The sequence below is a fragment of the Brachybacterium sp. AG952 genome (assembly GCF_004362645.1).
GTDB lineage: Bacteria > Actinomycetota > Actinomycetes > Actinomycetales > Dermabacteraceae > Brachybacterium > Brachybacterium conglomeratum.
The window spans coordinates 277546-301817 of the sequence record NZ_SNXV01000001.1; the positions used below are offsets into that span (position 1 = coordinate 277546).

Annotated in this window: 22 protein-coding genes; 15 read left to right on the forward strand and 7 right to left on the reverse strand. The window is 73.1% G+C overall.

Annotated elements, in window-relative coordinates:
* The first annotated feature begins 18 nt into the window (after positions 1 to 18).
* A complete protein-coding gene (locus DEU31_RS01300; RefSeq protein WP_010549161.1) occupies positions 19 to 402 on the forward strand; it encodes a hypothetical protein in 384 nt (127 codons plus the stop codon).
* 24 nt (positions 403 to 426) lie between these two features.
* Here the strand turns inward: DEU31_RS01300 and DEU31_RS01305 are convergent, their stop codons facing one another.
* The 4 genes from DEU31_RS01305 to DEU31_RS01320 form a co-directional block, all read right to left on the reverse strand.
* Complete coding sequence (locus DEU31_RS01305; protein ID WP_010549162.1) at positions 427 to 1911, reverse strand: WXG100 family type VII secretion target; 1485 nt, start codon at positions 1909 to 1911, stop codon at positions 427 to 429.
* Positions 1908 to 2684 carry a hypothetical protein gene (locus DEU31_RS01310; RefSeq protein WP_133675195.1) on the reverse strand — a complete coding sequence of 259 codons (777 nt, stop codon included), beginning with the start codon at positions 2682 to 2684 and terminating at the stop codon, positions 1908 to 1910. Before DEU31_RS01310 ends, DEU31_RS01305 begins: the two co-directional genes overlap by 4 nt.
* Positions 2685 to 2834: 150 nt before the next feature.
* A complete protein-coding gene (locus DEU31_RS01315; protein ID WP_133675197.1) occupies positions 2835 to 3119 on the reverse strand; it encodes an antibiotic biosynthesis monooxygenase in 285 nt (94 codons plus the stop codon).
* A gap of 214 nt (positions 3120 to 3333) precedes the next feature.
* Positions 3334 to 4242 (reverse strand): NAD(P)-dependent oxidoreductase, encoded by a 909-nt coding sequence (locus tag DEU31_RS01320; RefSeq protein ID WP_010549165.1) that lies wholly within the window; start codon positions 4240 to 4242, stop codon positions 3334 to 3336.
* A 111-nt stretch (positions 4243 to 4353) separates the two neighbouring features.
* Here DEU31_RS01320 and DEU31_RS01325 point away from each other — a divergent pair, with 111 nt between their 5' ends.
* The 9 genes from DEU31_RS01325 to DEU31_RS01365 all read left to right on the forward strand — a co-directional run bounded on the left by DEU31_RS01325 (position 4354) and on the right by DEU31_RS01365 (position 14735).
* Positions 4354 to 5436 carry a D-2-hydroxyacid dehydrogenase gene (locus DEU31_RS01325; RefSeq protein ID WP_010549166.1) on the forward strand — a complete coding sequence of 361 codons (1083 nt, stop codon included), beginning with the start codon at positions 4354 to 4356 and terminating at the stop codon, positions 5434 to 5436.
* A gap of 14 nt (positions 5437 to 5450) precedes the next feature.
* The gene (locus tag DEU31_RS01330) at positions 5451 to 6209 is read left to right on the forward strand and encodes an IclR family transcriptional regulator (protein WP_133675199.1); all 759 of its coding nucleotides are present in this window, start codon (positions 5451 to 5453) and stop codon (positions 6207 to 6209) included.
* Between the two features lie 63 nt (positions 6210 to 6272).
* Positions 6273 to 7727, forward strand: a complete 1455-nt coding sequence (locus tag DEU31_RS01335; RefSeq protein ID WP_133675201.1) for an MFS transporter — start codon at positions 6273 to 6275, stop codon at positions 7725 to 7727.
* Between the two features lie 89 nt (positions 7728 to 7816).
* Positions 7817 to 8671 (forward strand): SDR family oxidoreductase, encoded by an 855-nt coding sequence (locus DEU31_RS01340; RefSeq protein ID WP_010549169.1) that lies wholly within the window; start codon positions 7817 to 7819, stop codon positions 8669 to 8671.
* A gap of 98 nt (positions 8672 to 8769) precedes the next feature.
* Positions 8770 to 9831 carry a LacI family DNA-binding transcriptional regulator gene (locus DEU31_RS01345; RefSeq protein ID WP_133675203.1) on the forward strand — a complete coding sequence of 354 codons (1062 nt, stop codon included), beginning with the start codon at positions 8770 to 8772 and terminating at the stop codon, positions 9829 to 9831.
* A 300-nt stretch (positions 9832 to 10131) separates the two neighbouring features.
* On the forward strand, positions 10132 to 11520 hold the full coding sequence (locus DEU31_RS01350) for an extracellular solute-binding protein (protein ID WP_133675205.1): 1389 nt from the start codon (positions 10132 to 10134) through the stop codon (positions 11518 to 11520).
* Positions 11517 to 12398 (forward strand): sugar ABC transporter permease, encoded by an 882-nt coding sequence (locus DEU31_RS01355; RefSeq protein ID WP_053915932.1) that lies wholly within the window; start codon positions 11517 to 11519, stop codon positions 12396 to 12398. Before DEU31_RS01350 ends, DEU31_RS01355 begins: the two co-directional genes overlap by 4 nt.
* A gap of 52 nt (positions 12399 to 12450) precedes the next feature.
* Positions 12451 to 13272 (forward strand): carbohydrate ABC transporter permease, encoded by an 822-nt coding sequence (locus DEU31_RS01360; RefSeq protein ID WP_010549173.1) that lies wholly within the window; start codon positions 12451 to 12453, stop codon positions 13270 to 13272.
* Positions 13273 to 13319: 47 nt separating this feature from the next.
* Positions 13320 to 14735 carry a glycoside hydrolase family 32 protein gene (locus DEU31_RS01365; protein ID WP_133675207.1) on the forward strand — a complete coding sequence of 472 codons (1416 nt, stop codon included), beginning with the start codon at positions 13320 to 13322 and terminating at the stop codon, positions 14733 to 14735.
* A 267-nt stretch (positions 14736 to 15002) separates the two neighbouring features.
* On the opposite strand, the gene DEU31_RS01370 is transcribed toward DEU31_RS01365, so the two are convergent.
* Together DEU31_RS01370 and DEU31_RS01375 are read right to left on the reverse strand one after the other, a co-directional pair.
* Positions 15003 to 16118, reverse strand: a complete 1116-nt coding sequence (locus DEU31_RS01370; protein WP_133675209.1) for a PLP-dependent cysteine synthase family protein — start codon at positions 16116 to 16118, stop codon at positions 15003 to 15005.
* A gap of 238 nt (positions 16119 to 16356) precedes the next feature.
* Positions 16357 to 17088 carry a GNAT family N-acetyltransferase gene (locus DEU31_RS01375; protein ID WP_010549176.1) on the reverse strand — a complete coding sequence of 244 codons (732 nt, stop codon included), beginning with the start codon at positions 17086 to 17088 and terminating at the stop codon, positions 16357 to 16359.
* Between the two features lie 314 nt (positions 17089 to 17402).
* Here DEU31_RS01375 and DEU31_RS01380 point away from each other — a divergent pair, with 314 nt between their 5' ends.
* Positions 17403 to 18380 carry a hypothetical protein gene (locus tag DEU31_RS01380; RefSeq protein WP_133675211.1) on the forward strand — a complete coding sequence of 326 codons (978 nt, stop codon included), beginning with the start codon at positions 17403 to 17405 and terminating at the stop codon, positions 18378 to 18380.
* Between the two features lie 28 nt (positions 18381 to 18408).
* Here DEU31_RS01380 and DEU31_RS01385 read toward each other — a convergent pair whose 3' ends face one another.
* Positions 18409 to 19374 carry an aldo/keto reductase gene (locus DEU31_RS01385; protein WP_010549178.1) on the reverse strand — a complete coding sequence of 322 codons (966 nt, stop codon included), beginning with the start codon at positions 19372 to 19374 and terminating at the stop codon, positions 18409 to 18411.
* A gap of 286 nt (positions 19375 to 19660) precedes the next feature.
* On the opposite strand from DEU31_RS01385, the gene DEU31_RS16675 reads away from it, so the two are divergent.
* The 4 genes from DEU31_RS16675 to DEU31_RS01400 all read left to right on the forward strand — a co-directional run bounded on the left by DEU31_RS16675 (position 19661) and on the right by DEU31_RS01400 (position 24079).
* Complete coding sequence (locus tag DEU31_RS16675) at positions 19661 to 19810, forward strand: hypothetical protein (protein WP_166649340.1); 150 nt, start codon at positions 19661 to 19663, stop codon at positions 19808 to 19810.
* 73 nt (positions 19811 to 19883) lie between these two features.
* On the forward strand, positions 19884 to 20882 hold the full coding sequence (locus DEU31_RS01390) for a hypothetical protein (RefSeq protein WP_133675213.1): 999 nt from the start codon (positions 19884 to 19886) through the stop codon (positions 20880 to 20882).
* 200 nt (positions 20883 to 21082) lie between these two features.
* Entirely contained in the window at positions 21083 to 21757 is a 675-nt protein-coding gene (locus tag DEU31_RS01395) for a hypothetical protein (RefSeq protein WP_133675215.1), read from the forward strand.
* A 120-nt stretch (positions 21758 to 21877) separates the two neighbouring features.
* Entirely contained in the window at positions 21878 to 24079 is a 2202-nt protein-coding gene (locus DEU31_RS01400) for a 3-hydroxyacyl-CoA dehydrogenase NAD-binding domain-containing protein (protein ID WP_133675217.1), read from the forward strand.
* Positions 24080 to 24272 lie beyond the last annotated feature (193 nt).

The window sequence follows — 24272 nt, forward strand, 5'->3', positions numbered from 1 at the left end:
GCCGGAGGACTTGCGGGCATGATCGCCGCGCTGGCGGGCTGCGGGCGTCTGCTGCCGTCGCGCACGGACTCGTTGAACGACCCGGTGGAGGAGTTCGAGCACGTGACCTCCTCCGAGATGGAGACCAGCGGCGGCGGGACCATGCGCACCAGCCTGCGCGGAGACATCCGCTTCGACGTGGACGAGGAGCAGCTCCTGGACGCCCTGGATCCGGTCTGGCGGAGCGTCGTGGAGTACATCTTCGAGAAGGACGAGGGCTTCGGGTCACGGACCGTCCTGGTCACGGCGCACGGCGCGGACGGTTCGACGGTGGAGCCCCGCGAGCTCCTCGGCAGCGAGGTCGCCGACCAGTTCGGTTCCCTCAGCTTCATCCACTTCTTCGAGCACTACGGACTGGCCTGAGCGCCCTCGCACGGGCGGCGCCGGTCAGATCCGGCGCGCGTCGATGACCACGTCGTCCACGAGCACGACGTCCTCCCCGATGTACTGGCCGTCCATGCGGTCGGCCTTGCCCGCGAGCGCGGGATGGTCCCCGTGCTCGCGCAGGGTGCCGTAGTACCCGGAAGTCTCCGAGTAGACGGACGGGTCGTGCGCGTCGCGGTGCACCGAATCGTGCGCATTGTGGGCCGCGTCCTGCTGCGGGAAGTCCGGGTTCTCGTGCGGAGTCTGCATGTGCACGTCCTGCACGTTCTCCGCCGGATTGCCGCCGGGATGTCGGAAGGAGCGCCCCTCGAGGTCCAGCGTGGGGACGAAATCACCGTCGGTCCCCTCGTTCTGGACATGCTGCACGTTGAGCACATCGGTGGAGCTCTGGGCCGGGGTGTAGGTCTGCACCGGGGAGCCGACGGACAGGATGTCGGTGACGTTGTAGGTGCCCGCTGCGCCGGTGGTGGAGTTGAACGCGGGATCGTCGGACAGCTGCGCGGCGACCAGACCGCCCTGGGAGTGCGCCACGAAGGCGACGTCCGAGCCCGGGGGGATCCCGGCCTCCTCCATAGCGGCCGTCACGGCGTTCGCCCCGGCATTCTCCCGTCCCGCCATCGCGTAGATGTTGTTGGCCCAGCCGAAGGGCTGGCCCTGCCCGTTCCATCCCTCGAGGGTTCCCGGGAGACCGCCCTCCTCCGACCACAGATCCGCGCCCTGGGTCGGTGGCACGTGCACGATGTACCGCTCGGTGCCGTCGGCGCCCTGGAGGGTCTGGATGCGGATCTGTGCGGAATCCAGATGGTCGTACCCCTCTCCCGGCGGGACCGTCCGGATGTCGCGGCGAGTCTCGTCGTTGTCGAAGATGAGATCGGCCAGGTCCTGCGGGGCCTCGCTGTCCTGCACGTGGCGGGGCTCCTCGCCGAGCTCGATCTCGGAGCGCTCGTCGAGGATCTCGATGTCCCCGTCGGGCAGGCCGTCGAAGAGGTCGCCGAGCGGTCCGGGCAGGCCCTTGAGGACGTCGCGGCCGCCCTCGAAGACGCCCTCGGTCCATTCAGCGAGGTCGACGACGCCGCCCGCGATCATCTCCGCCCAGGGGGTGTCGGGGAGCAGCCGCTGGAGCCCTTCGGGCAGTCCGCGGATCTCCTCGTCGAGCCGGTCCAGGAAGTCGGTGACGTTCTCGGGCAGCAGGCTCTCGGGGTCGCCGCCGCCGTCGCCGCCGGGCTCCGAGGCCGCATCCTGCTGGTCGGCCTCCGCCTCGAGATCGAATCCGAGCCCCTGGAGGCGCTCGCACAGCGAGCTGACCTGCGGACCGACCTGACCGGCCCATTCCTGGACGAAGCTCTCACGGTCCGGGCCCACCCAGTCGACGCCCTGCACGAACGCGTCGAGCTCGGCATGGATCTCGTCGACCCGCTGAGATCCTGTGCGCAGCCGCTCGGCGTGGCCGCGCGCCTGCTCCGGGGCCATCCCCTGGAAGCCGCTCATGCCGCACCTCCGGCCGGCGAGTGCGCCCGGGCGATCCTCGCGCCCTCCTGCAGCAGGGGGATCACGGTGCCGAAGAAGTCCCCGTCCTCGACCGGGTGCACCCCGGCGAGGGGCCCCGCCGGCCCGTCGGCGCTGTAGAGTCTCTGCTCCCCGCTGGTCCACCGGCGCAGGAGGGTCACGCTCTCCTCCGGAGCGGGCGGGATGAGGTGGATCGCGAGGCTCGCGCGATCACCCGTGCTGGTCAGCGCATCGCGCAGGTCGGGATCGAGATCCGGGAGCGCAGCGATGGCGCTGTCGGCGGTGTCGCCGTGCTCGACGGCGCTGCGGATCTGCTCGACCTGTGCCCTGCTCAACTGCAGACGCGTGGCCTTCGAGCGAGTGGTCATGGACGCCGGGGCCGCCAGGCGGGATCCCGGAGGGGCCATCGACACGACGATCTCCGGGAGCGCCTCCGCGTCCACCGGCGACCAGCCGGCCGCTCCGTCGCCCCGCCGGGCGCAGACGACGGCGCCCTCGGCATCGACGGAGATCTGCAGCTCGATGCGCGTACCGTCGGCAGGGGTCACGCTGACCGCGGTCACGCACGGTGCGGTCAGGGCGCGCCGGATGAGCGTCTCGTGCTCGGGATCGTGCTCGGCCGCACCGGGGGACGGGTCATCGGGGACGGTGATCATGGTCCGCCACAGCGGATTGAGGTCCGCACCGGCGTCCCGTGCCCGTGCGGCGGCATCGCGCACGAGTGTGCTGTCCAGTGCAGCGGTGAACGCCGCCATCTGCTTCCCTCCGAGGCTCGTGTTCCGTGCTTCCGAAGACTAGAGACCCGGAGGTAAGGAGGCCATGGGGAGTTCTCCCCGCCCCCGCGTCGGCCGAGCGAGGCGGGAGGGTGGAGAGGCAGGGGCGGAACGGCGGGCCGAGCGCCCGAGTCACTCCAGGTCGACGACCTCGAACTCGAGCATCCCCTCGGCCCGGGAGACCGTGGTCGACGGATCCCGGGCCTCGCGCTGGTCGGCCCAGGCCCGGAAGCTCTCCTCGTCCGCCCAGCGGGTCAGGACGAAGTAGCGCTCCTCGCCCGCGACCGGGCGCAGCAGCTCGAAGCCCTCGAAGCCGGGCGCCCCGTCCACGGAGTGCTTCCGGGCGGCGAAGCGCTTCTCGAGCTCGGCCGCCTGTCCGGCGGGGACGGCGAGACGGTTGATCTTCACGACGGTCACAGGGTCCTCCTGGTGGTCGGGGCGTGGGGCGGGCGGTGCGGCCGCCCGATGCGGCCAGTATCGGTGTGCCGTGCGCCGCCGCGCGGGACAGAGGGGGTGGGGCGGCGGCAGGCGATCGTGGTAGGGCGGCGTCCGGGCGCCGAGCAATCAGTGCGCCGAGTGCGTGCGGTTCGGGCGGTGCGTGTGCAGCGTCGAGGCCCGGACCGTGCCCGGCTCAGGCTCCGCGCTCGGCGACGAAGCGCCGCGCCACCGAGAGATCCTCCTCGCCGAGGCCCGCCGCGACCAGCTCGTCGTACGCGCCCCGCAGCGCACCGAGCAGGGCGGGCGAGGTGCCGGTGTCCTCGGCGACGTCGGCCGCGAAGCCGAGGTCCTTGGTCATGTACGCGGCGATGCCGCCGGGGGAGTAGTCGCCGGTGACGAGCTTGTCGCGCTTGTCCGCCAGCAGCGTCGAGCCCGCGTAGCCGCCCTCGAGCACCTCGAACAGGTCCGCCGGGGCGATGCCGCTGCGCTCGGCGAGGACGGTCGCCTCGGAGATCGCCATCATCGTCGCGCCGACGATCATCTGGTTGCACGCCTTCGCGACCTCGCCGGCGCCCAGCGGGCCGAGGTGGCGCACCGTCCCGCAGGGGTCCAGCAACGTGCGCGCCCGCTCGACGTCGGCCGACTCACCGCCGGCCATGATCGACAGCGTCCCCGCCCGCGCCCCGGCCTCGCCGCCGGAGACCGGCACGTCCACGAGGCGCACCCGGCCGCCCGTCTCGCCGACCAGCCGGTCCGCGAGCTCGCGCACCCCGCGCGGGGAGCTCGTCGAGCCGATCATGAGCAGCAGCTCCGTGCCGGCGGCGAGCAGGGAGTCCGGGCCCTCGAGCATCGGGGTGAGCTGGGGCAGGTCCGGGAGCATCACGAGGATGGCGTCGACCTGCTCGGCGAGCTCGCGAGGGGTGTCCGTCCAGGTCGCACCGGCCTCGAGCAGTGACGCCTTGCGGGTGCGGGAGTGCACCGCGAGGGTGCCGTGCGCGGCGAGCAGGTGGCCGGCCATCGGCTCTCCCATCGACCCCAGGCCGATCACCCCCAGGCGTGCGCGGGCGGGCGAGAGCGTGGAGGAAGCGTCATCGATTCGCATGGCGACAGACTACGACAGTCCACTGGGCTGGACGCTGTTCACTCCACTGAATCTGGGGTACGCTCGCCCCGCAGTCACCGCAGACCGTCCCGTCCGAGCGAAGGAGCTTCGATGACGACCACCCCCGAGCAGTCGGCCCCCGCCGATGCCGCCCGCCCCCGCGTCGTGATCGGCGTGGACCTCCCCGAGGAGCTCTGCGCCCGCATCGCGCAGGCCGAGCCGCGCGTCGAGGTGGTCCGCGACCACGAGCTCTACCGCCCCCGCCGCTTCCCGGCCGACTGGGACGGCGACCCCGCCCACCAGCGCACCGAGGAGCAGCAGCGCCGCTTCGAGGAAATGGTCGACAGCGCCGACGTCCTCTTCTCCCTCCCCGACGTCGACCCCTCCCAGCTCGCGCGCACCGCGAGCGCCAACCCGCGCCTGCGCTGGGTGATGACCATGGCCGCCGGCGGCGGCTCCCAGCTGCGCGCCGCCGGCCTCGCGCCCGAGCAGCTCGAGCGCATCGCCGTCACCACCAGCGCCGGCACCCACGGCGGCCCGCTCGCGGAGTTCGCCCTGCTCGGCGTGCTCGCCGGCGCGAAGACCCTGCCCCGCCTCCTCGCCCAGCAGCGCGACCACGACTGGTCACCGCGCTGGGAGATGCGCCAGCTCGACACCATGCGGGTGCTGGTCGTCGGCCTCGGCGGGATCGGGAAGGCCTGCGCTGCGCTGTTCCACGCCGTCGGCGCGACCGTGCTGGGCACCACCCGCTCCGGCGCCCCTGTCGAGGGCGTCGACGAGCTCGTCCCGATCGAGGAGCTCGCCGGTGCGGCCGCCGACGTCGATGCGATCGTCGTGACCCTCCCCGGCACCGACGCCACCGTCGGCCTCGTCGGCCGGGAGGTGCTCGGCGCCGTCCGGCCCGGGACGATCCTGGTCAACGTCGGCCGCGGCACCGTCGTCGACGAGCTGTCGCTGCTGGACGCCCTCGAGGCCGGCCAGATCGGCTTCGCCGCCCTCGACGTCGTCGCCCGCGAGCCGCTCACCGCCGACAGCCCCCTCTGGGATCACCCGAACGTGCTGATCAGCCCGCACACCGCGGCGCTCGACCGGCGCGAGGAGGAGCGGATCGTCGCGCAGTTCATCGAGAACCTCCGCCGGTTCCTGGACGGCGAGGCGCTCGCCAACCGGGTCGACACCGTCGAGTTCTACTGAGCCGGCAGGTCACCATGCCCGAGACGACCCGCGACCCCGCCCCCGCCGTCACCCGCGCGCTGCGCGTGCTCGAACTGCTCGAGCAGTCGGGCGGCGCCCCGCTGACCCTCTCCGACCTCGCCCGCGCCCTCGGCGCCGCGAAGTCCTCCACCTCCAACATCTGCGCCGTGCTCGAGGACGGCGGGATGATCCGCCGCGTCGAGGCGGGCTACCGCCTGGGCCGACGCACCGCCGAGCTCGGCGGCGCCTTCGCCCACGAGTTCAACCAGATCCGCGAGTTCTACGGCGTCGTCGAGGCCGACCCGGTGCTGCGCGGGGAGGTCGTGCAGGTCGCGATGCTCGACGGGGAGTACTCCCTCTACCTCGCCCGGCACGAGGGACGCGCCCACCGGCTCGGCACCCCGCTCGGCTCCCGCCTGGCCGCCGTCACCACCGGCGCCGGGCTCGCGATGCTCTCGCGACTGGACGACGCCCGCGTCGACGAAGCCATCGCCCGCACCGAGGCGCCCGACCTGCCGCCCGCGGAGCAGATCCGCGCCCAGATCGCCGAGACCCGCGAGCGCGGCTGGTCCGTCGACCCCGGCCGCGGGCTGGAGGGGATCTGGGGCGTGGCCGTGCCGCTGGAGCCCTGGCGACCCACCGACCCGCCCCTCGCCCTCGGCGTCGCGCTCCCCGCCGCCGAGGCCGACGAGCAGACCCTCGAGCGCCTCGGCCGCGCCGCCCTCGGCGTCGCCGCCCAGCTCACCAACCCGTTCCTCCGACCCGCCGGCTGACCCCGGCGCAGAACACCCCCGGGGCCCGTCGGCCCCTCTCTGAGCCATCGAAGGAGATGTCCCATGAGCTCCACCCCCAGCCCCACGACCCCGCCTGATGCGGTCGCCGCGGACGCGGACCGCGAGTACCAGGCGAACCTGCGCCGGGCCACGCTCTCCTCGAGCGTCGGCAGCGCGCTGGAGTACTTCGACTTCGCGATGTACGGCCTGATGACCGCCCTGGTCTTCAACCAGCTGTTCTTCGACCAGTCGAACCCCGCGATGGCCCTCATCGCCGCCTTCGGCGTCTACGGCGTCGGCTTCGCGGCCCGCCCCATCGGCGGCCTCGTCTTCGGCCTGCTCGGCGACAAGGTCGGCCGACGCTTCGTGCTGGTCACCACGATCGTGCTGATGGGCGGCTCGTCCATGCTCATCGGCGTGCTGCCCACCTACGAGTCCGTCGGCGCGCTCGCGCCCGCGCTGCTCGTGATCCTGCGGCTCGCCCAGGGCTTCGGCGCGGGCGCCGAACAGGCCGGCTCCACCGTGCTGATGGCCGAGTACGCCCCCGTGAAACGGCGCGGCTTCTTCTCCGCCCTGCCCTTCGTCGGCATCCAGGCCGGCACCCTGCTGGCCGGCCTCGCCTTCTCCGCACTGACGCTGCTGCCCGAGGAGCAGTTCCTCTCCTGGGGCTGGCGCCTGCCGTTCCTCGCCTCCGTGGTGCTGATCCTGGTGGCGCTGTGGATCCGGGCGAAGCTCGAGGAGACCCCCACCTTCGTGCACCTCGAGAAGCGCGAGCAGACCGCCGAGCGGCCGCTGCGCGACATCTTCACCAAGGGCCTGCCGGGCGTGGTCACCGGCATCGGCCTGCGCATGGCCGAGAACGGCGGCTCCTACCTCTTCCAGTCCGTCTCCCTCGCCTTCGTCACCTCCGCCGCGATCGGCCTGGACCGCGGCTCCGTCGCCTGGGGCGTGACCCTCGGCAGCCTCATCGGCGTCTTCTCCGTGCCGCTGACCGGCGCGATCTCCGACAAGGTGGGGCGAGTGCCCGTCTACCGCTTCGGCGCCGTGTTCATGCTGGTCTACAGCTTCCCGGCCTGGTGGATGCTGTCGCTGGGCAGCACCGGACTCTCGATCGCCGTGGTCGCGATCGGCATCGGCGTGGCCGTGAACTCCATGCTCGGCCCGCAGTGCGCGATGCTCCCCGAGCTCTTCGGCAACCGTCACCGCTATCTCGGCGTCGCGATGGCCCGCGAGCTCTCCGCGGTGCTGGCCGGCGGCCTCGCCGGCGTGCTCGGCGCCTCCCTGATGGCCTGGACCGACGGCAACTGGATCGTGCTGGGCCTGTACATGGCGACCCTCGCCGCGATCACCACCGCCTCCACCTTCCTGGTCCCCGAGACCCGCGGCCGCGACCTGCTGCGCACCGAGGACGCGATCCGGCTGTCCACCACTGAGAAGGACTCCGCCTACGAGGCCGAGGCCGCCGTCGTCCCCGGCTCCGGCGGCGCGGACGAGACGTCGCGCCCCGCACGGGCCTGAGATCCTCCAAGCAGGCCCGGGCCCGCTCCACGGCCCGGGCCTTCTCGTCCGACCGCGCCCCTGCACGTCCCTCACGAAGGAGAGACATCGTGTCCGACCTGTTCGACCTCACCGGCCGCACCGCCCTGGTCACCGGCTCCACCCGCGGCATCGGCCGCGCGCTCGCCACCGGCCTCGTCCGGGCAGGGGCCCGCGTGATCGTGCACGGCCGGGACGCGGGACGCGCTGCTGCCGCGGCCGAGGAGATCGCCGCAGCCGTCGCCGCGGAGCGCGCGGGCGCGGCCGACGGGACGACCGCCGCCGACGGGACCGGCGTGGGCGCCGAGGCGACGGGCGGGGCCGGCGAGGTGCCGGAGGTCCTCTCGGCCGGCTTCGACGTCACCGATCCCGCCGCCGTCGACGCGGCGCTGACCGAGATCGAGGCCGCGCACGGCACCCCGGACGTGCTGGTCAACAACGCCGGTATCCAGCGTCGGGCGCCGATCGCGGAGTTCGCCGACGAGGACTGGGATGCGCTGCTGGCCACGAACCTCTCCGCCGCCTTCTACTGCGCCCGCCGCGTCGCCCGCGGCATGATCGCGCGCGGCAGCGGGAAGATCGTGCAGATCGGCTCGGTCCAGTCCCAGCTCGCCCGCCCCTCGATCGCCGCCTACAGCGCGACCAAGGGCGGGATCGCGATGTTGACCAAGGGGCTCGCGGCGGACCTCGCCCCGCACGGCATCCAGGTCAACACCCTCGCCCCCGGCTACTTCGCCACCGAGCTCACGAAGGCGCTGGTCGAGGACGAGGAGTTCTCCGCCTGGGTCACCCGCCGCACTCCCGACGGGCACTGGGGCGACGTCGAGGACCTCGTCGGCCCGCTGGTGTTCCTCGCCTCCGACGCGAGCCGCTTCGTCAACGGCCAGACCCTCCACGTCGACGGCGGGATGACCGCGGTGGTGTGAGCGGCCGGGCGGGCACAGGACGACTAACCGGGAACGCGGGGAAGGAGCTACGGATCCCGGCCCGCCGCCGGTCGGAGGAGCCGCGTACCCTACGAGCTGTGAGCTCCTCGTCCCGCCGCCCCACCTCCGCCGACGTCGCGGCGCGTGCGGGTGTCTCGCGGGCCACCGTCTCGATGGTGCTCAACGGACGTGTGGAGGGGACGGTCGCCGTGGCCACCCAGCAGCGCGTGCTCGCCGCCGCCGCCGAGCTCGGCTACACCCGCTCGGCCCTCGCGATCTCCCTCAAGGAGCGTCGCTCGCGCACGATCGGTCTCATCACCGACGAGATCGCGACCTCGCCCTTCGCCGGCCGTATGGCGCGCGCCGCCTCGATGGTCGCCGCCCGGCACGATCACCTCGTGATCACCGTGGACCTCTCGCTGCGCGACCACACCGTCGAGGATGCCGCCCGCCTCCTTGCCGAGCGCCAGGTGGACGGACTGCTCTACGCGACCATGGGCCGCATGAGGGGCCCTCTCCCCGTCGTGCCGCCGGGGATCCCGCTGGTGCTGGCGAACCACGAACCTGTGCCGCCCGGGGCGGACGAGCGCGGCGAGGGTGCCGAGCTGCCGCCCACCTTCGTGCCCGACGACTACGGCGGCGCTCGACGTGCTGCTCGTCGCCTGGTCGAGGCCGGTCATCGGCGGATCGCCATGCTCTCCGGCGACGATCGCTCCGTGGCCGTTCTCGAGCGCGAGGCCGGCTTTCGTGACGAGCTGGCGGACGCAGGCCTCGAACCGCGGATGGTGAAGGCGGGGTGGCAGATCGACGACGGCTACCGGGCCGCCGCCCGGCTGTTCGCGGGGGAGGACCCGCCGACGGGAGTGTTCTGCATCCGTGACCGGGTCGCTGCCGGGGTGCTCCAGGCCGCGGCCGCGGCGGGCATCGCCGTTCCAGGGGATCTCTCGGTGATCGGCTTCGATGACGAGGACTTCTTCGCCGAGCGGCTCGTTCCGAAGCTCACGACGATCGCCCTGCCCCACGAGGAGATGGGGCGCCGGGCGATGGCTGCGCTGTTCGCGCGACTGGAGGGCGAGGCGGCGGGCGACGACGCGGGTCTCGTGGTCGTCGACTGCCCGCTCGTCGAGCGGGAGTCGGTGGGGATGGCTCGGGGGCGCTGACCTCGCTCGACGTCCGCTGCGAGGGCTGGTCGAGGCAGGACCGGTGGTGCTCCGCCCGGGTCTGGGCCGGCTCCGGGACCGGGCTGGTCTCGGGCTGGGCGAACCGGCCCGCGTCATGGGTTCCGGGCGCTGCCGCGGAATCAGGGTTGACACGTGTGAAAGCTGCGCCGCATACTGGTTCCGGGCGACTTCGACACGTGTGCAAGCGGTGAGTCGGCGAGGACGCCGGACAGCCGCATCGACGCGCACCTCCTCCCTCGACCCGCTTCGACCGTCCCGACTCTCGACGAAGAGGACCGCATGGCCAGCCCCTCCACCCTCACCCGCCGCGCCCTCCTCGGCGCCGGCGGCGCGGCAGCCCTCTCCGGCACCGTCGCCGCCTGGCCCCGCCTCACCGGCGCCGACATCCCCGGCCGCGGCCAGGACGCCCTGACGATCCTGATCCTCGGTACCTCGCAGGACGCGGCCGGGCGTCAGGCGATCGCGGACGGCTTCATGGAGACCCATCCCGACATCCCCGTGCTGATCCAGTCGGTGCAGGCCACCGACTGGGGCGACTTCTTCGCGAAGATCCTCACGATGGTCGCCTCCGGCACCCAGCCCGACATCGTCTACACCGCCACAGAGGGGGCGCAGCTCTTCGCCGAACGCCTCGCGCTGCCGCTGGACGACTACCTCCTGCGCGACGCCGAGGAGATGAAGGACTACTTCGAGGACGTCCACCCCAGCCTCATCGAGGCGTTCATGTACAAGGGCTCCCTCTACCAGCTCCCGCTCGACTTCAACGCCGCGAACATGTACCTCAACCTCGACGTCCTCGAGCGCAATGGCCTCGAGATGCCGGGGGAGGACTGGACGAAGGACGACTTCACCGAGCTGCTGCGCGGCATGAAGGGCGACGCCACCCCGTACTACTGGACCAATCGTCTCTTCGGCGGGATCGTGCCCTGGCTCTACGTCAACGACACCTCCTTCCTGATCGAGGAGCGGGCGAGCGGCGGCGAGGACTTCTGGTCCACCTTCTATCCCGGCGAGCAGCGCTCCGGCGGTTATCTCTGGACCGGCTCCAACGCGACCGACGACCGCGTCCACGAGAGCTTCGAGCACCTGCGCGGCCTCGTCGGCGAGGGCCTCGCCGTGCGTCCCGAGGAGGGCGGCGGCAACACCCTCGTCGGCTTGTTCGCCTCCGGTCGCATCGGCACCACTCCCGCGGGCGGCTACTGGGTGCAGGGGCTCGCCGAGGGCGGCATGCGTCCCGAGCAGTACGACGTGCAGTTCTTCCCGCGCTGGAAGACCCAGCGTCACCAGTTCGGAGGCGCCGGATACGCGGTCATGAAGACCACCGACAAGCCGGACCAGGCCTGGGAGTGGATCAAGTACACCGCCTCGAAGGAGGCGATGGAGCTCGCCTTCCCGACCCCCTCGACCACTCCGACCCGGCGCTCGATGGTGAACGACTCCCTGTACACCGGCATCGGCCCGGAGCACTGGTCACGCTTCTACGAGACCCTCGACCGCTTCCCGTCCACCGGACCGATCCCCGCCCCGCCGCAGCAGGCCGCCGTCGAGACGGCGCTCATCCGCAATGTCTCCACCGCGCTGTCCGGCGGTCCTGAGCAGGTCGCGCGGTCGCTCGCGGATCTGGACGCCGACCTGCTCGCCGTCTTCTCCGAGGAGGACCCCTCATGACCGCCGATCGCGACAGCGCCCTGCTGCGCTGGCTCTTCCTCGCCCCGACGATGCTCGGCATCGGCATCTTCGTGGTGCTGCCGATCGTCGGCTCGCTCGCTCTCGCCTTCTTCCGCTGGGACATCATCACCTCCCCGCAGTTCGTGGGGCTGGAGAACTTCGCCGACCTCGCCACCGACCGCACCGTCGGCATCTCCTTCCTGAACACCGCCGTGTTCGTGGTCGTCGCGGTCGCCGCCCAGCTCGTCATCGCGATGCTGCTCGCGGTGCTGGTCAGCTCCCGGATGCCTCCGTGGCTGCGGGTGTTCTTCCGCTCGACCTTCTTCTTCCCCCTCGTGCTGTCCGCGGCGAGCGTCTCGATCCTCATGAAGTACCTGTTCAACGAGAGCTACGGCGTCATCAACTGGCTGCTCTCGCTGGTGGGGATCCCGGCCGTGCCCTGGCTGACCAGCCCGCAGTGGGCCATGGTCGTGGTGATCGCGGTGTACGTGTGGCAGAACTTCGGCTTCTCGTTCCTGCTCTTCATCGGCGGCCTGAGCTCGATTCCCACCGAGATCTACGAGGCCGGCTCCATCGACGGGGCTACCGGCTGGCGCCAGTTCCGCCATCTCACCCTGCCGCTGGTGAGTCCCACCGTGCTGGTCGCCTCGGTGATGGCGATCATCTCCGCGCTGCAGGTCTTCGACCAGCCCTACGTGCTCACGCGCGGCGGGCCCGGGGACTCCACCCGCACGGTCGTGATGGTCATCTACGAGAGCGCCTTCCGCGAGCTCGAGTTCGGGCGTGCCAGCGCGATCGGCCTGGTCCTCATGGTCCTGATCATGCTCGTCACCGCCGCCCAGTTCCGCCTCGCCCGACGCTTCGTCTTCTATCAGTGAGCCGCGCTCCCGCCGTCGCGAGCGCCCCTGTCCCCGTCCGGAAGGACCCCCGATGACACGCCGCCTGCCCGCCCTCGCCAAGTACTCCGCCCTGTTCGTCGCCGCCGTGCTCACGCTCGGTCCGGTGTGGTGGACGTTCACCACCTCGCTCCGGCCCGCCGCGGAGTCCTTCAGCCTCCCCCCGAGCTTCTTCCCCACGTCACCGGACTTCTCGAGCTACACCGCGGTGTTCGAGCAGATCGCGGTGCCGCTGCTGGTGCTCAACAGCGCCCTGGTCACCGGGGTCGTCGCGATCGGGCAGATGCTCACCGCCGCGATGGCGGGATACGTCTTCGCCCGCATGGAGTTCCGCGGCAAGAACGCCCTGTTCGCGATCGTGCTGTCGACGATGATGGTCCCGGTGCAGGTCACGATCGTGCCGGTGTTCATGATCATCCGCGGCATGGGGCTCTCCGACACGCTGCTCGCGCTGATCCTCCCCGCGATCCCCACCGCCTTCGGGACCTTCCTGATGCGCCAGTACTTCCTGGGGCTCCCGCTCGAGCTGGGAGAGGCCGCGGCGCTCGACGGCGCGAGCCCCTGGCGCACCTTTTTCTCGATCTACGCGCCGCTGGCGCTGTCCGGCATGGCGATCGTGGGCGTCCTCGCCTTCAACTACCACTGGAACGAGTTCTTCCGCCCGCTGATCTTCATGATCTCCGAGCAGAACTACACCCTGCCGCTCGGCCTCGTGACCCTCCAGGGCAACCTCGGCACGGGTTCGATCTCGGTCGTGCTGGCGGGAGTGATCCTCTCGATGGTGCCCGCCGTGGTGGTGTTCCTCTTCGGCCAGCGCTACCTCCGCGAGGGCCTCACCGCCGGGTCCTCGAAATGACCCCTGCCCACCGTCCCCGCCCCCACGTCACCAGGAGCAGCATCACGATGACCGCCACGCTCGACCTCGGCTTCCCGGCCCTCCACCGCGTCCACCCTCTCGGCTGGATCAACGACCCCAACGGCATCCACCGCACCGCCGACGGCCGTTGGCACGTGTTCTTCCAGTACAACCCCGCGTCCACCCGCCACGAGCACATCCACTGGGGGCACATGTCCTCCTCGGATCTGGTGAGCTGGCGCGAGGAGCCGCTGGGCCCCGTGCCCCGCCCGGGAGAGGCCGACCAGGACGGCTGCTGGAGCGGCGTCGGACTCCTCGACCACGCGCCCGACGCGAGCGCCGCCGAGGATGCCGAGCTGTCCGCCGGACCCGTCGCAGGCGAGCCCGGTGCTCCCGCCGTGCCCACACTCGTCTACTCCGGGGTCGACGGGATCGAGAACCAGCTCGCCCGCGTGCTCGTCACCCGCCTCGATGAGAGCGGCACCGAGCTGGTCCGCACCGGCGTGGTCGCCGCCGAGGTGCCCGAGGTGCCCGGACTGATCGGGATCCGCGACCCCTTCGTGTTCACCTACGGCGGGAAGCGCTGGGGGATCCAAGGCGCGGGGGTGCGCGAGGGCGGTCGCTTCGTGCCGACGCTGCTGCTGTACTCGTGCGAGGACCTCGAGAACTGGGAGCTCGTCGGCACGCTGCTGCACGGGGACGACCCTGTCGCCGCCGAGCACTCGCCCGCCGATCTCTGGGAGTGCCCGCAGCTCGTGCCCGTCGGCGGGCGCTGGGTGCTGCTGCTGTCCCGCTGGGGGCACCCTTCCACCCACGAGCGCTCCACCCTCCAGGTCGACTACCTGGTGGGGGACCTCGTCGACGGCCCGGACGGCGCGCCGCGCTTCGCTCCGACCGCCGGGGGGCAGGTCGACATCGGTCCCGACTTCTACGCACCCCAGGCCGTCGTCGACGCCGAGGGCGGCCGGGTGCTGCTGTGGGGCTGGTCATGGGAGGGGCAGCAGCGCAGCCAGGAGCAGACCGACGCCCAGGGCTGGGCCGGAGCGCTGACCTTCCCGCGGGAGCTGCGGCTCGACGGGGAGGAGCTGCGCAGCGCGCCGGTCCCGGAGCTGCGCGCGCTGCGGGCCGAGGCGCTGCCCCTGGAGGCGGCGGACGACGTCGACGTGCCCGGGGCCACCGGGGCCGGCGGCACTGTCGAGCTCCTGCTCGAGACTCCCGCGCGGGCCGAGGTGCGCACTCGCGGGGCCGTCACGGTCGAGATCCTCGGAGCCGACGGCACTGCGCGCGAGGTTCTCTCGGCCGATGACGGACCCGCGACGCTGTTCCTCGACGCGAGCCTCCTCGAGCACCTCCCGGACGCGGTTTCCCCGTGCACTCTGCGCTTCTACCCGGCAGACGGCGATCGGGTCCGCGTGCGCGGGGCGCTCGCCGAGGCGTGGGCGCTCGAGCTGCCCGGGCGCTGAGCCTCCCGCCGCGGCATCCCGAGCGCTGCCGGGTCCGGTTCCCCCGATCCGAGGCCCGGCACCGTCGGTGGCATGGTCGGTCACGGGCGTCTGGCGTACCTCTATGCCTATATAGGCATAGAGGTACGCCCTGCGCCAGTAGTCGACCATGCTCTGCGGGCTGCGGGCTGCGGGCTGCGGGCTGCGGGCTTGGGGCTGGGGGCGGTGGCTGCAGGGTGCCTGGAGCTGAGTGCGCCCTGGCCCTCCGCGGGCGGGGTGGGCCGGGTGTCAGCGCACCCCGAGCGGCAGCATCTCCGCGAGCGCCGTGCGCCAGCGCGCGAGGTCCCAGCCCTGCGCGGCGACCCAGTCGTCGTCGAAGTAGGTGTCGGTGTAGCGGTCGCCCGGATCGCACAGCAGCGTCAGCACCGAGCCGGTCTCGCCCGCCTCGCGCATCTGCGTGATCAGCTGCGCAGCGGCGATGAGGTTCGTGCCGGTCGAGGCGCCGACGCGCCTGCCGAGCACCTCCGAGAGGTGGCGCGCCGCGGCGACGGAGGCGGCATCCGGCACCCGGATCATCCGGTCCACGACTCCGGGCACGAAGCTCGGCTCGACCTGCGGGCGGCCGATGCCCTCGATCCGCGAGCCGGACCCAGTGGTGAGATGCCGATCCTCCTGCACCCATCCGGGGAAGAACGCGGAGTTCTCCACGTCCGCGACGCAGAGCGAAGTGGGCAGGGATCGGTAGCGCAGCAGGCGACCGAAGGTCGCGCTGGTCCCGCCGGTGCCGGCGCCGACCACGATCCAGCGAGGCACCGGATGCGGCTCGAGCTCGAGCTGGGCGAGGGCGCTGACGGCGATGGAGTTGTTGCCCCGCCAGTCGGTGGCGCGCTCGGCGTGGGTGAACTGGTCCAGGAAGAGCCCGCCGAGCTCGTCGGCCAGGCGCTGCGCCTCCCGGCTCATGTCCGCCGCGCCGTCCACGACGTGGCACTGCCCGCCGGCGAACTCGATCAGCGCGATCTTTCGCGCGCTCGTGCCGCGCGGGACCACGGCCACGAAGGGGATGTCGAGCATCCGCGCCACGTGGGCCTCGCTCACGGCGGTCGAGCCCGACGACGCCTCGATCACCGGCATCCCCGGTCGCAGTTGTCCGTTGACCAGGGCGAACAGGAACAGCGAGCGGGCCAGGCGGTGCTTGAGGCTGCCGGAGGAGTGGGTCGTCTCGTCCTTGAGGTAGAGCTGGATGTCCCAGTCCTCGGGCAGATCCAGGCGCACCAGGTGGGTGTCGGCGCTGCGGCGCCCGTCGGCGTCCAGGCGGTGGATCCGCTCGGCGACCCAGGCCCGCAGGTCCTCGTCGCTGCGGTCGACGTCCTGCAGGGGCTCGGGCCACAACGCGCTCTCGGTCATGGCACGACGGTACCGACTCGCGCTCCTTCAGGCCGGGGAGAGCTCAGACGCGGCCCGGGGCGGCGGCGTCTGCGAAGGCCGACAGCAGCAGCACCGTCGAGGCGCCGACGATCGCGACGGCGAGCCGTGCCGGGGCGACCGACGGCGTGTTGAGCGTCCCCCTCCCCAGTGGCGCAGCTGGGTCCAGACGGCGAAGGCGATGACGACGGCAAGGAGCGCGGAAGGAGCAGGGCGCCGCTCAGGGCGTGCGCAGCGCCCCGAAGGTGAGGCGGCGCCGCAGCGTGAAGCCGAGCTTCTCGTAGCCGGCGATCGCGGCGGTGTTCGCGGCGGAGGCGTGCAGCAGTGCCCGGTCCCCGCGGCGCTGGATGTAGTGGGCGACGTCGAGCACGAGGCGGGAGGCGAGGCCCTGCCGGCGGTGCTCGGGATGGACCGCGACCGCGCTGATCTCGGTCCAGCCCTCGGGGTGGAGGCGCTCGCCGGCCATCGCGATCAGCTGCCCGTCCCGTCGGATCCCCACGTAACGGCCCATCTCGTGGGTGCGCGCCTCGAAGGGCCCGGGCCTGGTCTGCGCGATCAGGGCGAGCATCTCGTCGGTGTCGGCCGCTCCGAGCTCGACCGCCTCCGGCTCGGGGCGCGGGGCGAGGCGGTCGGTCTGGACGAGCTGCACGCCCGGGATCTGGAACTCCGGCGCCCAGCCGGCCGGCAGCAGCGGATCGGCGTGGGAGACGGAGACCACGGCATCGTGCCCGAACACGTCGAGGATCGCGTCCCATACGTCGGGGTGCTCCCAGTCGCGCACGCCCACGAAGGGGGAGACGTCCTCCGGATAGCGAAGCACGTGCTCGTTGCCGATCGCGAGCTCGCGGTGGGCGCCGGTGAGCGAGGACCAGGCGGGGTTGTCGAGCACCGGATGCTCCGCGCCCGAGGGGGCGTCGGCGCTCCCGACGTGGGGCTGTTCGTCCAGCGGCATGCGGTGTCCTCGTGCGGCGGAGCGGGCGTGACCGGGCCACGCTACTCCCGACGGGGCATCGGCGCGCAGCTCTGTCACTCCGCGTGAACGGCGGGGGCCGGCGGGGCTCGGGGGTGATGGGGGCGCGGCCGACGAGGACGATGCCCACCGCTTCGTGAGAAAAGGCGAGTTGTCATTGAGGTAAAGAGGTCGTAAAGTCATCGGCGAGCGGTCCTCGCGACCGCGACCCGGACGGCCGCTGCGGAGCGCGCGGCGACGGGGAACCCCCAGGGGAGGTCGGGATGTCGAGGACAGTGACGTCGAGGACAGCAGGGGTGGGTGCGGCGGTGTCGGGGGACACCGGGGCACGAGGGGCTCGCCGCGGCACGAGGCTGCGCGGAGGGGCGTCCCTCGCGGCGCTGCTCGCCGCCGGTGCGCTGCTGGCGGGCTGCGGGACGGCCGTGCCCGAGGCGGCCGACGCCGAGGGCCCGGAGCCGGCCGCGGTCGCGATCCCGGCCCCGGCCGCGCCGGAGCAGGACGGCGCGGCGGCGGACGACGCGGCAGGGAACGCCTCCGGCATCGTGACGACCGGGGGTGAGCAAGGTGAGGGCGGCCAGGGCCAGGACGGCGATGGCCAGAGCGGCGACGAGCAGGGCCAGGGAGGCGACTACCAGGGCGAGGACGCCCCGGGCCCGTCCGCGGCGGACCTGCCCGCCTCGTGGGCCGGCACCTACTCGGCCGAGAGCCTTCCCCTCGGCGGCGGGTATCTCGTCGTGCAGAACCTCTACGGCGAGCACCGCGGGGCCACGTCCCTGGAGGCCTCCGACATCGCCGGCCAGGAGTACTTCGCGAGCAGCGGAGCGACCTGCGAGGGCGCGGCGACCCTCGCCGGCGACACCGCCGACTGCGTCCTGCCCGACGACGGCCGGGGCATGGGCGAGCAGACCGCTGTCGTCCACCTCGTCCCTGCGGCGTTCGGCGCGACCTCGCTGCTCGTCGAGGTCGGCGTCACGGACGGCCTCGCCGTCGCCGAGGCCCCGCAGGGCATCGGCGGCCTGAGCGCGGCGGTGCCGAGCGAGGTCACGCTGGAGGAGGTCGAGGGCGCCATGGTCACCGCGGTGATGATGGCCGACAGTCCCGAGGGTCCGCTGCCCGAGGAGCTCGACGTGCGATGCGAGCTGCGCGACGGCGGCCGGCACGCGCTGTGCGAGATCGTCGGCACCCCCGACGGCGGCGGCGACGGCAGCTGGTACGGCACGCTGCAGCCCGGCTACGGCAACTACGTCGTGCTCGCCACGAAGCTGCCCGCCTGACCTGAGACCGCCGGGCCGCCGGCGGTGCTCAGGCGAAGGGCGCCGAGGCCTCGTCCAGGGCGGCGACGTCCTGAGCGGAGAGCTCGAGAGCCGTGCCTGCGAGGAGGGCCGGCAGCTGCTCGGGCGTGCTCGCCGAGGCGATCGGGGCGGTCGTGCCCTTGGCCAGCAGCCAGGCGATCGCGACGGACGCCGGCTCCGCGTCGTGCGTCGCGGCGACCTCGGTGAGCACGTCCACCACGGCCAGGGCGTCCTCGGTGAGATTGTCCTCGACCATGCCCTTGCGGGCGCGGCCCTCGAGGTCCTCCTTCGTGCGGTACTTGCCGGTCAGCAGGCCGGAGGCGAGGGAGAAGTAGGGCATGACGGCCGCGTCGAACTCGCGTGCGATCGGGGCGTAGTCCTTCTCGTACGCGGCGCGGGCCAGCAGGTTGTAGTGCGGCTGGATCGCGACCGGCACGGTGAGGCCCTCGCGGGTCGCGACCTCGAACCACTCCCGCATGCGCTCCGGCGAGAAGTTCGACAGGCCCAGGTGGTGCACCCTGCCGGAGCGGACCAGGCCGTCGGCGATCCGCACCTGCTCCTCGATCGAGACCTCCTCGTCGTCGTAGTGGGCATAGTAGAGGTCGATGCGGTCGGTGCGCAGCCGCTCTAGCGACTCGTCCAGCGCCGCCTCGACGTTCGCGGCCGACAGGCCCGTGCGCGACGGCTTCGCGCCGACCTTGGTGGCCAGCACGATCTCCTCGCGATTCCCGCGCGCCTCGAACCATTCGCCGAGCACCGTCTCGGAGTCGCCGCCCTCGCTGCCCTCGGCCCAGGCGGCGTAGGCGTCGGCGGTGTCGATGAAGCTGCCGCCGGCGGCGACGAAGGCGTCCAGCACGGCGAAGGACGTCTCGCGGTCCGAGGTCCAGCCGAAGGTGTTCCCGCCGAGGTTCAGGGGGAGCACCTCGAGGTCGGTGCGGGGCAGACGGGTCAGGGATGCGGTCGGAGCAGAGGTCATGGAGCACTCCTCGTGACGTTGCGGGGCCGGGTGCGTCCGCGCCCGTCGGCTCTCGGGCCGCGGGCGCGGCGGTGACCGGCCGGTACGCGCACGACGCTAGCGCGCCTCCCTGACCGGCGGCCGATGCCGTCCGGGGGCGGGGCGAGTGGCGTGGCAGCTCGGGCGCCGCGCGGCGCAGTCGGCGGTCGGCGCGAGGTTCGTCGTCCAGCCCGGTCCCCGGGAGGTCGACTACCGTGGCCGTGCCCGCCCCGCCGGGCCCCGACCAGCCCCGGAAGGAGCACGGCACGTGCCGAACGCCCAGGACCCCAGCACCCCGGACCCCGACCCCCGCGCACCCCGCCGACCCGCCCCGAGGGCCGTCGCGCTGGTGCTGATCGGGATCATCCTGCTCCTCTCGATCGGTGCGTACGCGCTGGTCACCGCCTGGCTCGGCTGAGCCTGCCGCGCCGTCGTCGGCAAGGGCCCGCGACCCCCGCCGCTCCGTCGTGCCCGTCCTCTAGGCTCGATGCATGAGCACGGGACGGGGGACGCCCTCCGACTACGACTGGGAGGACGGCGCCGACGCGCCGGACGCCTCCGACCCGTCCGCGCGCACCCCCGCCGACCCCGCCGCCCTGCCCGCGCTTCCCCGCCGGGGCGCGCGTGCCGTCCCCTCGCGCGACCTCACGGCCGACGTCCCCGCCTGGTCAGCGGGGGCCGAGGCCGACGCGACCGGCGCGGCCTCCGAGGAGCCCTCCGGCATCCCCGACGGCCTCTTCGACACCCCCGCCGAGGGCCCCTACGGCGCGCCGTCCTTCACCTACGACGCCCTGGAGGGGACGCCCGACGAGGAGCGCCGCGACGGCCGCCTGCCCGCCTGGGTGATCCTCGCCATGGTCGCCGTGCAGGGCGCGGCCGCCGTCGCGATCGTCGCCCTCGTGCTCGGCGCCGGGCAGAACCTGCTCGGCGGCGGTGCGGCGGATCCGTCGGCCGCGCCGTCCTCCGCGCCCGCCACCCGCTCCGCGCCGCCCGCGCAGACCGAGCAGCCGCGCGAGCCCGGCACCGTCCTCGACGCGGACGGGCGCGAGGTCACCGACGGCACCGGCGGCTACGACCGGCCCGCGACCGTCGGCGAGCACACCGTCGCCTGGAGCGTCTGGACCGGCGGGACGCTCAGCGTCACCCCGCTGGCGGTCGACCTCGACGCGACCCTGCCCGGTGCGAACGGCGAGGGCGCCATCCAGGAGGGCTATCGCCTGGTCCTGGTCGAGTACGAGGTGCGCTACGACGGGACCGGGCACCTCGCGCCCGCCGAGGAGCTGTGGCTGACCGGCGAGTCCTCGCGCACCTACTTCCCGGACGTCGGCGAAGGCCTCGTCCCGGACCCGATGAAGCGCATCACCCCGCTCGCCGACGGGGCCAGTGCCCGCTTCCACAGCGCCTTCGTGGTGCCCGAGGCGGAGGTGGAGAGCTTCCGGCTCGGGGTCGAGACGTTCAGCGGAGAGGTCCTCTACTTCGCGACCACCTGAGCGCGCCGTCGGCTGGTGGTCGCCGGCGCCCGGGCGCCGGCGCGTCGGCCGCGAGCCGGGGGCTTGCGGACCGGAGGGGCGCGGGACGGAGGAAGCAGGCCGCGTGCGCTAGCGTGAGGGTGCCCCGCGCAGGGGCAGCGCACCGCACCGGGGGAGGGGCGGCGACGACCGCGGAGCGGCGCGCCGCAGGAGGGGTCGACATGCAGCCCACGCCGCCCACCCAGCCGCTGCCCGAACACCGCCCCCGCACCTCCTTCTACGTCGCGGTCGCCGCCGTCTCGGTGATCGCGGGACTGCTGCTCGGCGTCGGCGGCTTCTTCGGGATCCGGGCGCTGCAGGAGCCGCCCTTCCCGGGCGAGGAGGAGGTCGCGACGGAGCAGACCGTCCCCGAGGGCGGCGAGGTCCTCGCCGAGGCCCCCGTCGGCCCCGACGAGGCGGTGGCGCACGACGCCGTCGTCCCCTTCGAGCCGACCGAGGACAGCGGCCGCGTCGACGTGCGGATCACCGCCGTGGACTGGGACGCGACCGAGGAGATCCGGGAGACGAACTCCCTCAACGACGAGCCCGCCGAGGGGATGAAGAACATCATGGTCACCTTCGAGGGGGTCCATCGCGGGGAGAAGCCCTTCGCCACCTACGGCGGTCACTGGGTCGACGTCACCTACGTGGCCGCCGACGGCACCGAGTACAAGAACGGCGCCCAGGCCACCCCGCTCTACGACGAGATCTCGCAGAAGGAGACCGCCGTGCCGACGGACGAGATCCTCTCCCAGCAGGCCTTCGTGGTCCCCGAGGGGATCCGGGGGGAGGGGCACTTCGTGCTCACCCCGCGCGCGGGCGATGTCCAGGAGGGCATCTGGATCCGTGCGAGCTGAGGCGGTCGGACGGAGCGGCCCCGGTGGACACCCGGCCCCGACCTGGGGCATGATCTACCTGAAACCCGCAGTATCAGACAACTGTGCGGCACTCGACGACGAGAACGCGAAAGGCCCCTGATGAGCAGCTACACCGAGCACGTCACCCGAGTCGTCACGGAGGATCGCGAGCATCCCGGACTCGGCACCGTGGCCGTTCTGACCTTCGCCCCGCCGGAGGGCGAGGAGCGCCGCCCCGCGACCCTCGGCCCCCGTTCCATCGACGCCGTCACCGGCGCGATCGCCGCCGCGCTCGACCGTGCCGAGGCCGGGGAGATCCGCGCAATCGCCCTGACCGGCACCGGCCGCACCTTCCTCGCCGGCGCCGACCTGTCGATGTTCGCCGACCCCACCGCCGCCGAGAACGTCCGCGCGATGACCCGCGCCGCCCACGACCTGCAGGTCCGCGTGCGCACCAGCCCCGTCCCGATCCTCGCCCACCTGAACGGCGTCGCCCTCGGCGGCGGCCTCGAAGTCGCGCTCATGGCCGACGTGCGCACCGCCGCCCCCGGCGTGCGCGGCATCGGCCTGCCCGAGACCAGCCTCGGCATCCTCCCCGGCTGGGGCGGCACCACGCTGCTGCAGTCCGTCGTCGGCGCGGAGACCGCCGTGCGGATGATCCTCGAGGACCCCGCCCGCGACCGCCAGCTCACCGCCGAGAAGGCCCAGGAGGCCGGGCTCGTCGACGAGATCGCCGCCGACCTCGACGAGGCCCTCGAGCAGTTCGCCGCCCTGGTCGCCGCCCACGTCGACGTCGACGAGACCGACACCGACGTGGTCGACCCCGCCGTCGTCGGCGAGACCGCCCCGGCCGGAGCGGCCGGCGCCTGGGGCGGCCGCGCCCCGGCCCTGCCCGCCGCCGACTCGCCCGAGGCCGAGGAGCTGCTGGACGCGCTCGACGCCCCGCACAGCCCCGCCGAGACCCGCCGCGCCTGGGCGCAGCGCCTCGAGGCGCAGGGCGCCCCCGCCGTCGGCCGAGCCCTGATCCTGCTACAGCAGCTGCCCGGCTCCACCCTCGAGGACGCCCTGACCCGCGAGGGTGACGCGCTCGCCGAGCTCGTCCGCAGCGATGCCGCCTCCGCGTCCCTCTACTCCGCCGAGCTGCTGCGCCGCGGCAAGCCCGGCCGCACCCCGGTCGAGGGCGCGCGGGAGACCACGCGCGTCGGCGTCGCCGGCGCCGGGCTGATGGCCTCCCAGATCGCGGCGCAGCTCGCGCTCGGCCTGCAGGTCCCCGTCGTGATGCGCGACCTCGACGAGACCATCGCCGAGAAGGGCCTGGCCGCCGCCCGCGACGTGATCGCCCAGACCGCCGCCCGCGGTCATCTCGACGAGCAGACCGCGACCGCGATCGCCGAGAACCTCTCCGCCACCACCGACCTGCAGGAGCTCGCCGGCTGCGACCTCGTGATCGAGGCGGTGCCGGAGGTGCTGACGATCAAGAAGTCCGTCTTCGCCGAGCTCGAGGGCGTCCTCGCCGAGGACGCGCTGCTGGTCACCAACACCTCCTCGCTCTCCGTGTCGAAGATGGCCGAGGACCTGGCCCGCCCCGAGCGGGTCGTCGGCCTGCACTTCTTCAACCCCGTCGCGAAGATGCCGCTGGTCGAGGTGATCCACACCGAGAAGACCGATGAGCAGACCCTCGCCACCGGTCTCGAGGTGGTGCGCCGCCTGCGGAAGTTCGCGGTGCGCAGCGCCGACGCGCCCGGCTTCATCGTCAACCGACTGCTCTTCCGCGTGCTCGGCGGGGTGCTCGCCTCCCTCGACGCCGGCGCGGACCCGGTGGAGGTCGACGCCTCCCTCGACGCGCTCGGCATGCCGATGCGCCCCTTCGAGCTGCTGGACCTGGTGGGGCTCGGCGTCGCCGACCACGTGGGCCAGGTGCTGCTCGAGGAGCTCGGCGACCGCTTCCACGCCTCGCCAGGGCTCGGCGTCATGGCGCAGGGCGGCGTCCACTTCACCGAGCGCAGCCGCACCTCCGTGCACCCGCCGGTCTCCCCGACGGTCGCGCAGGTCTTCGGCGAGGGCGAGCGCCCCGCCGGCATCGAGCCGCTGGTCGGCGAGGCGCTGCTGGAGAAGGTGCGGGCCGGCCTGGCCGAGGAGATCCAGCTGATGATCGAGGAGGGTGTGGTCGAGCAGCCCGAGCAGGTGGACCTCGCGCTGATCCTCGGCGCGGGCTTCCCCCGCCACCGCGGCGGGATCACCCCCTATCTCGACGCCTCCGGCGCCTCCGAGCGCACCACCGGCAGCGCCTTCCACGGGGAGCGGTTCACCGCGGGGCGCTGAGCCCGGTCCTGACGGGGGCGGCCGTCGCGCGGAGACGCGCGGCGCCGCCCCCGTTCTCGTGCGCGGAGCATCGTGACCGGACTGCGACATGGGGAGAGCTGAACGGCGCCTGGACGCGCTCTACGATGACGCGGACGGACCCGCGCGGGTTCGTGCAGAGCACGTCCCGTCAGCAGAGAGGGGTCGGCGCCGC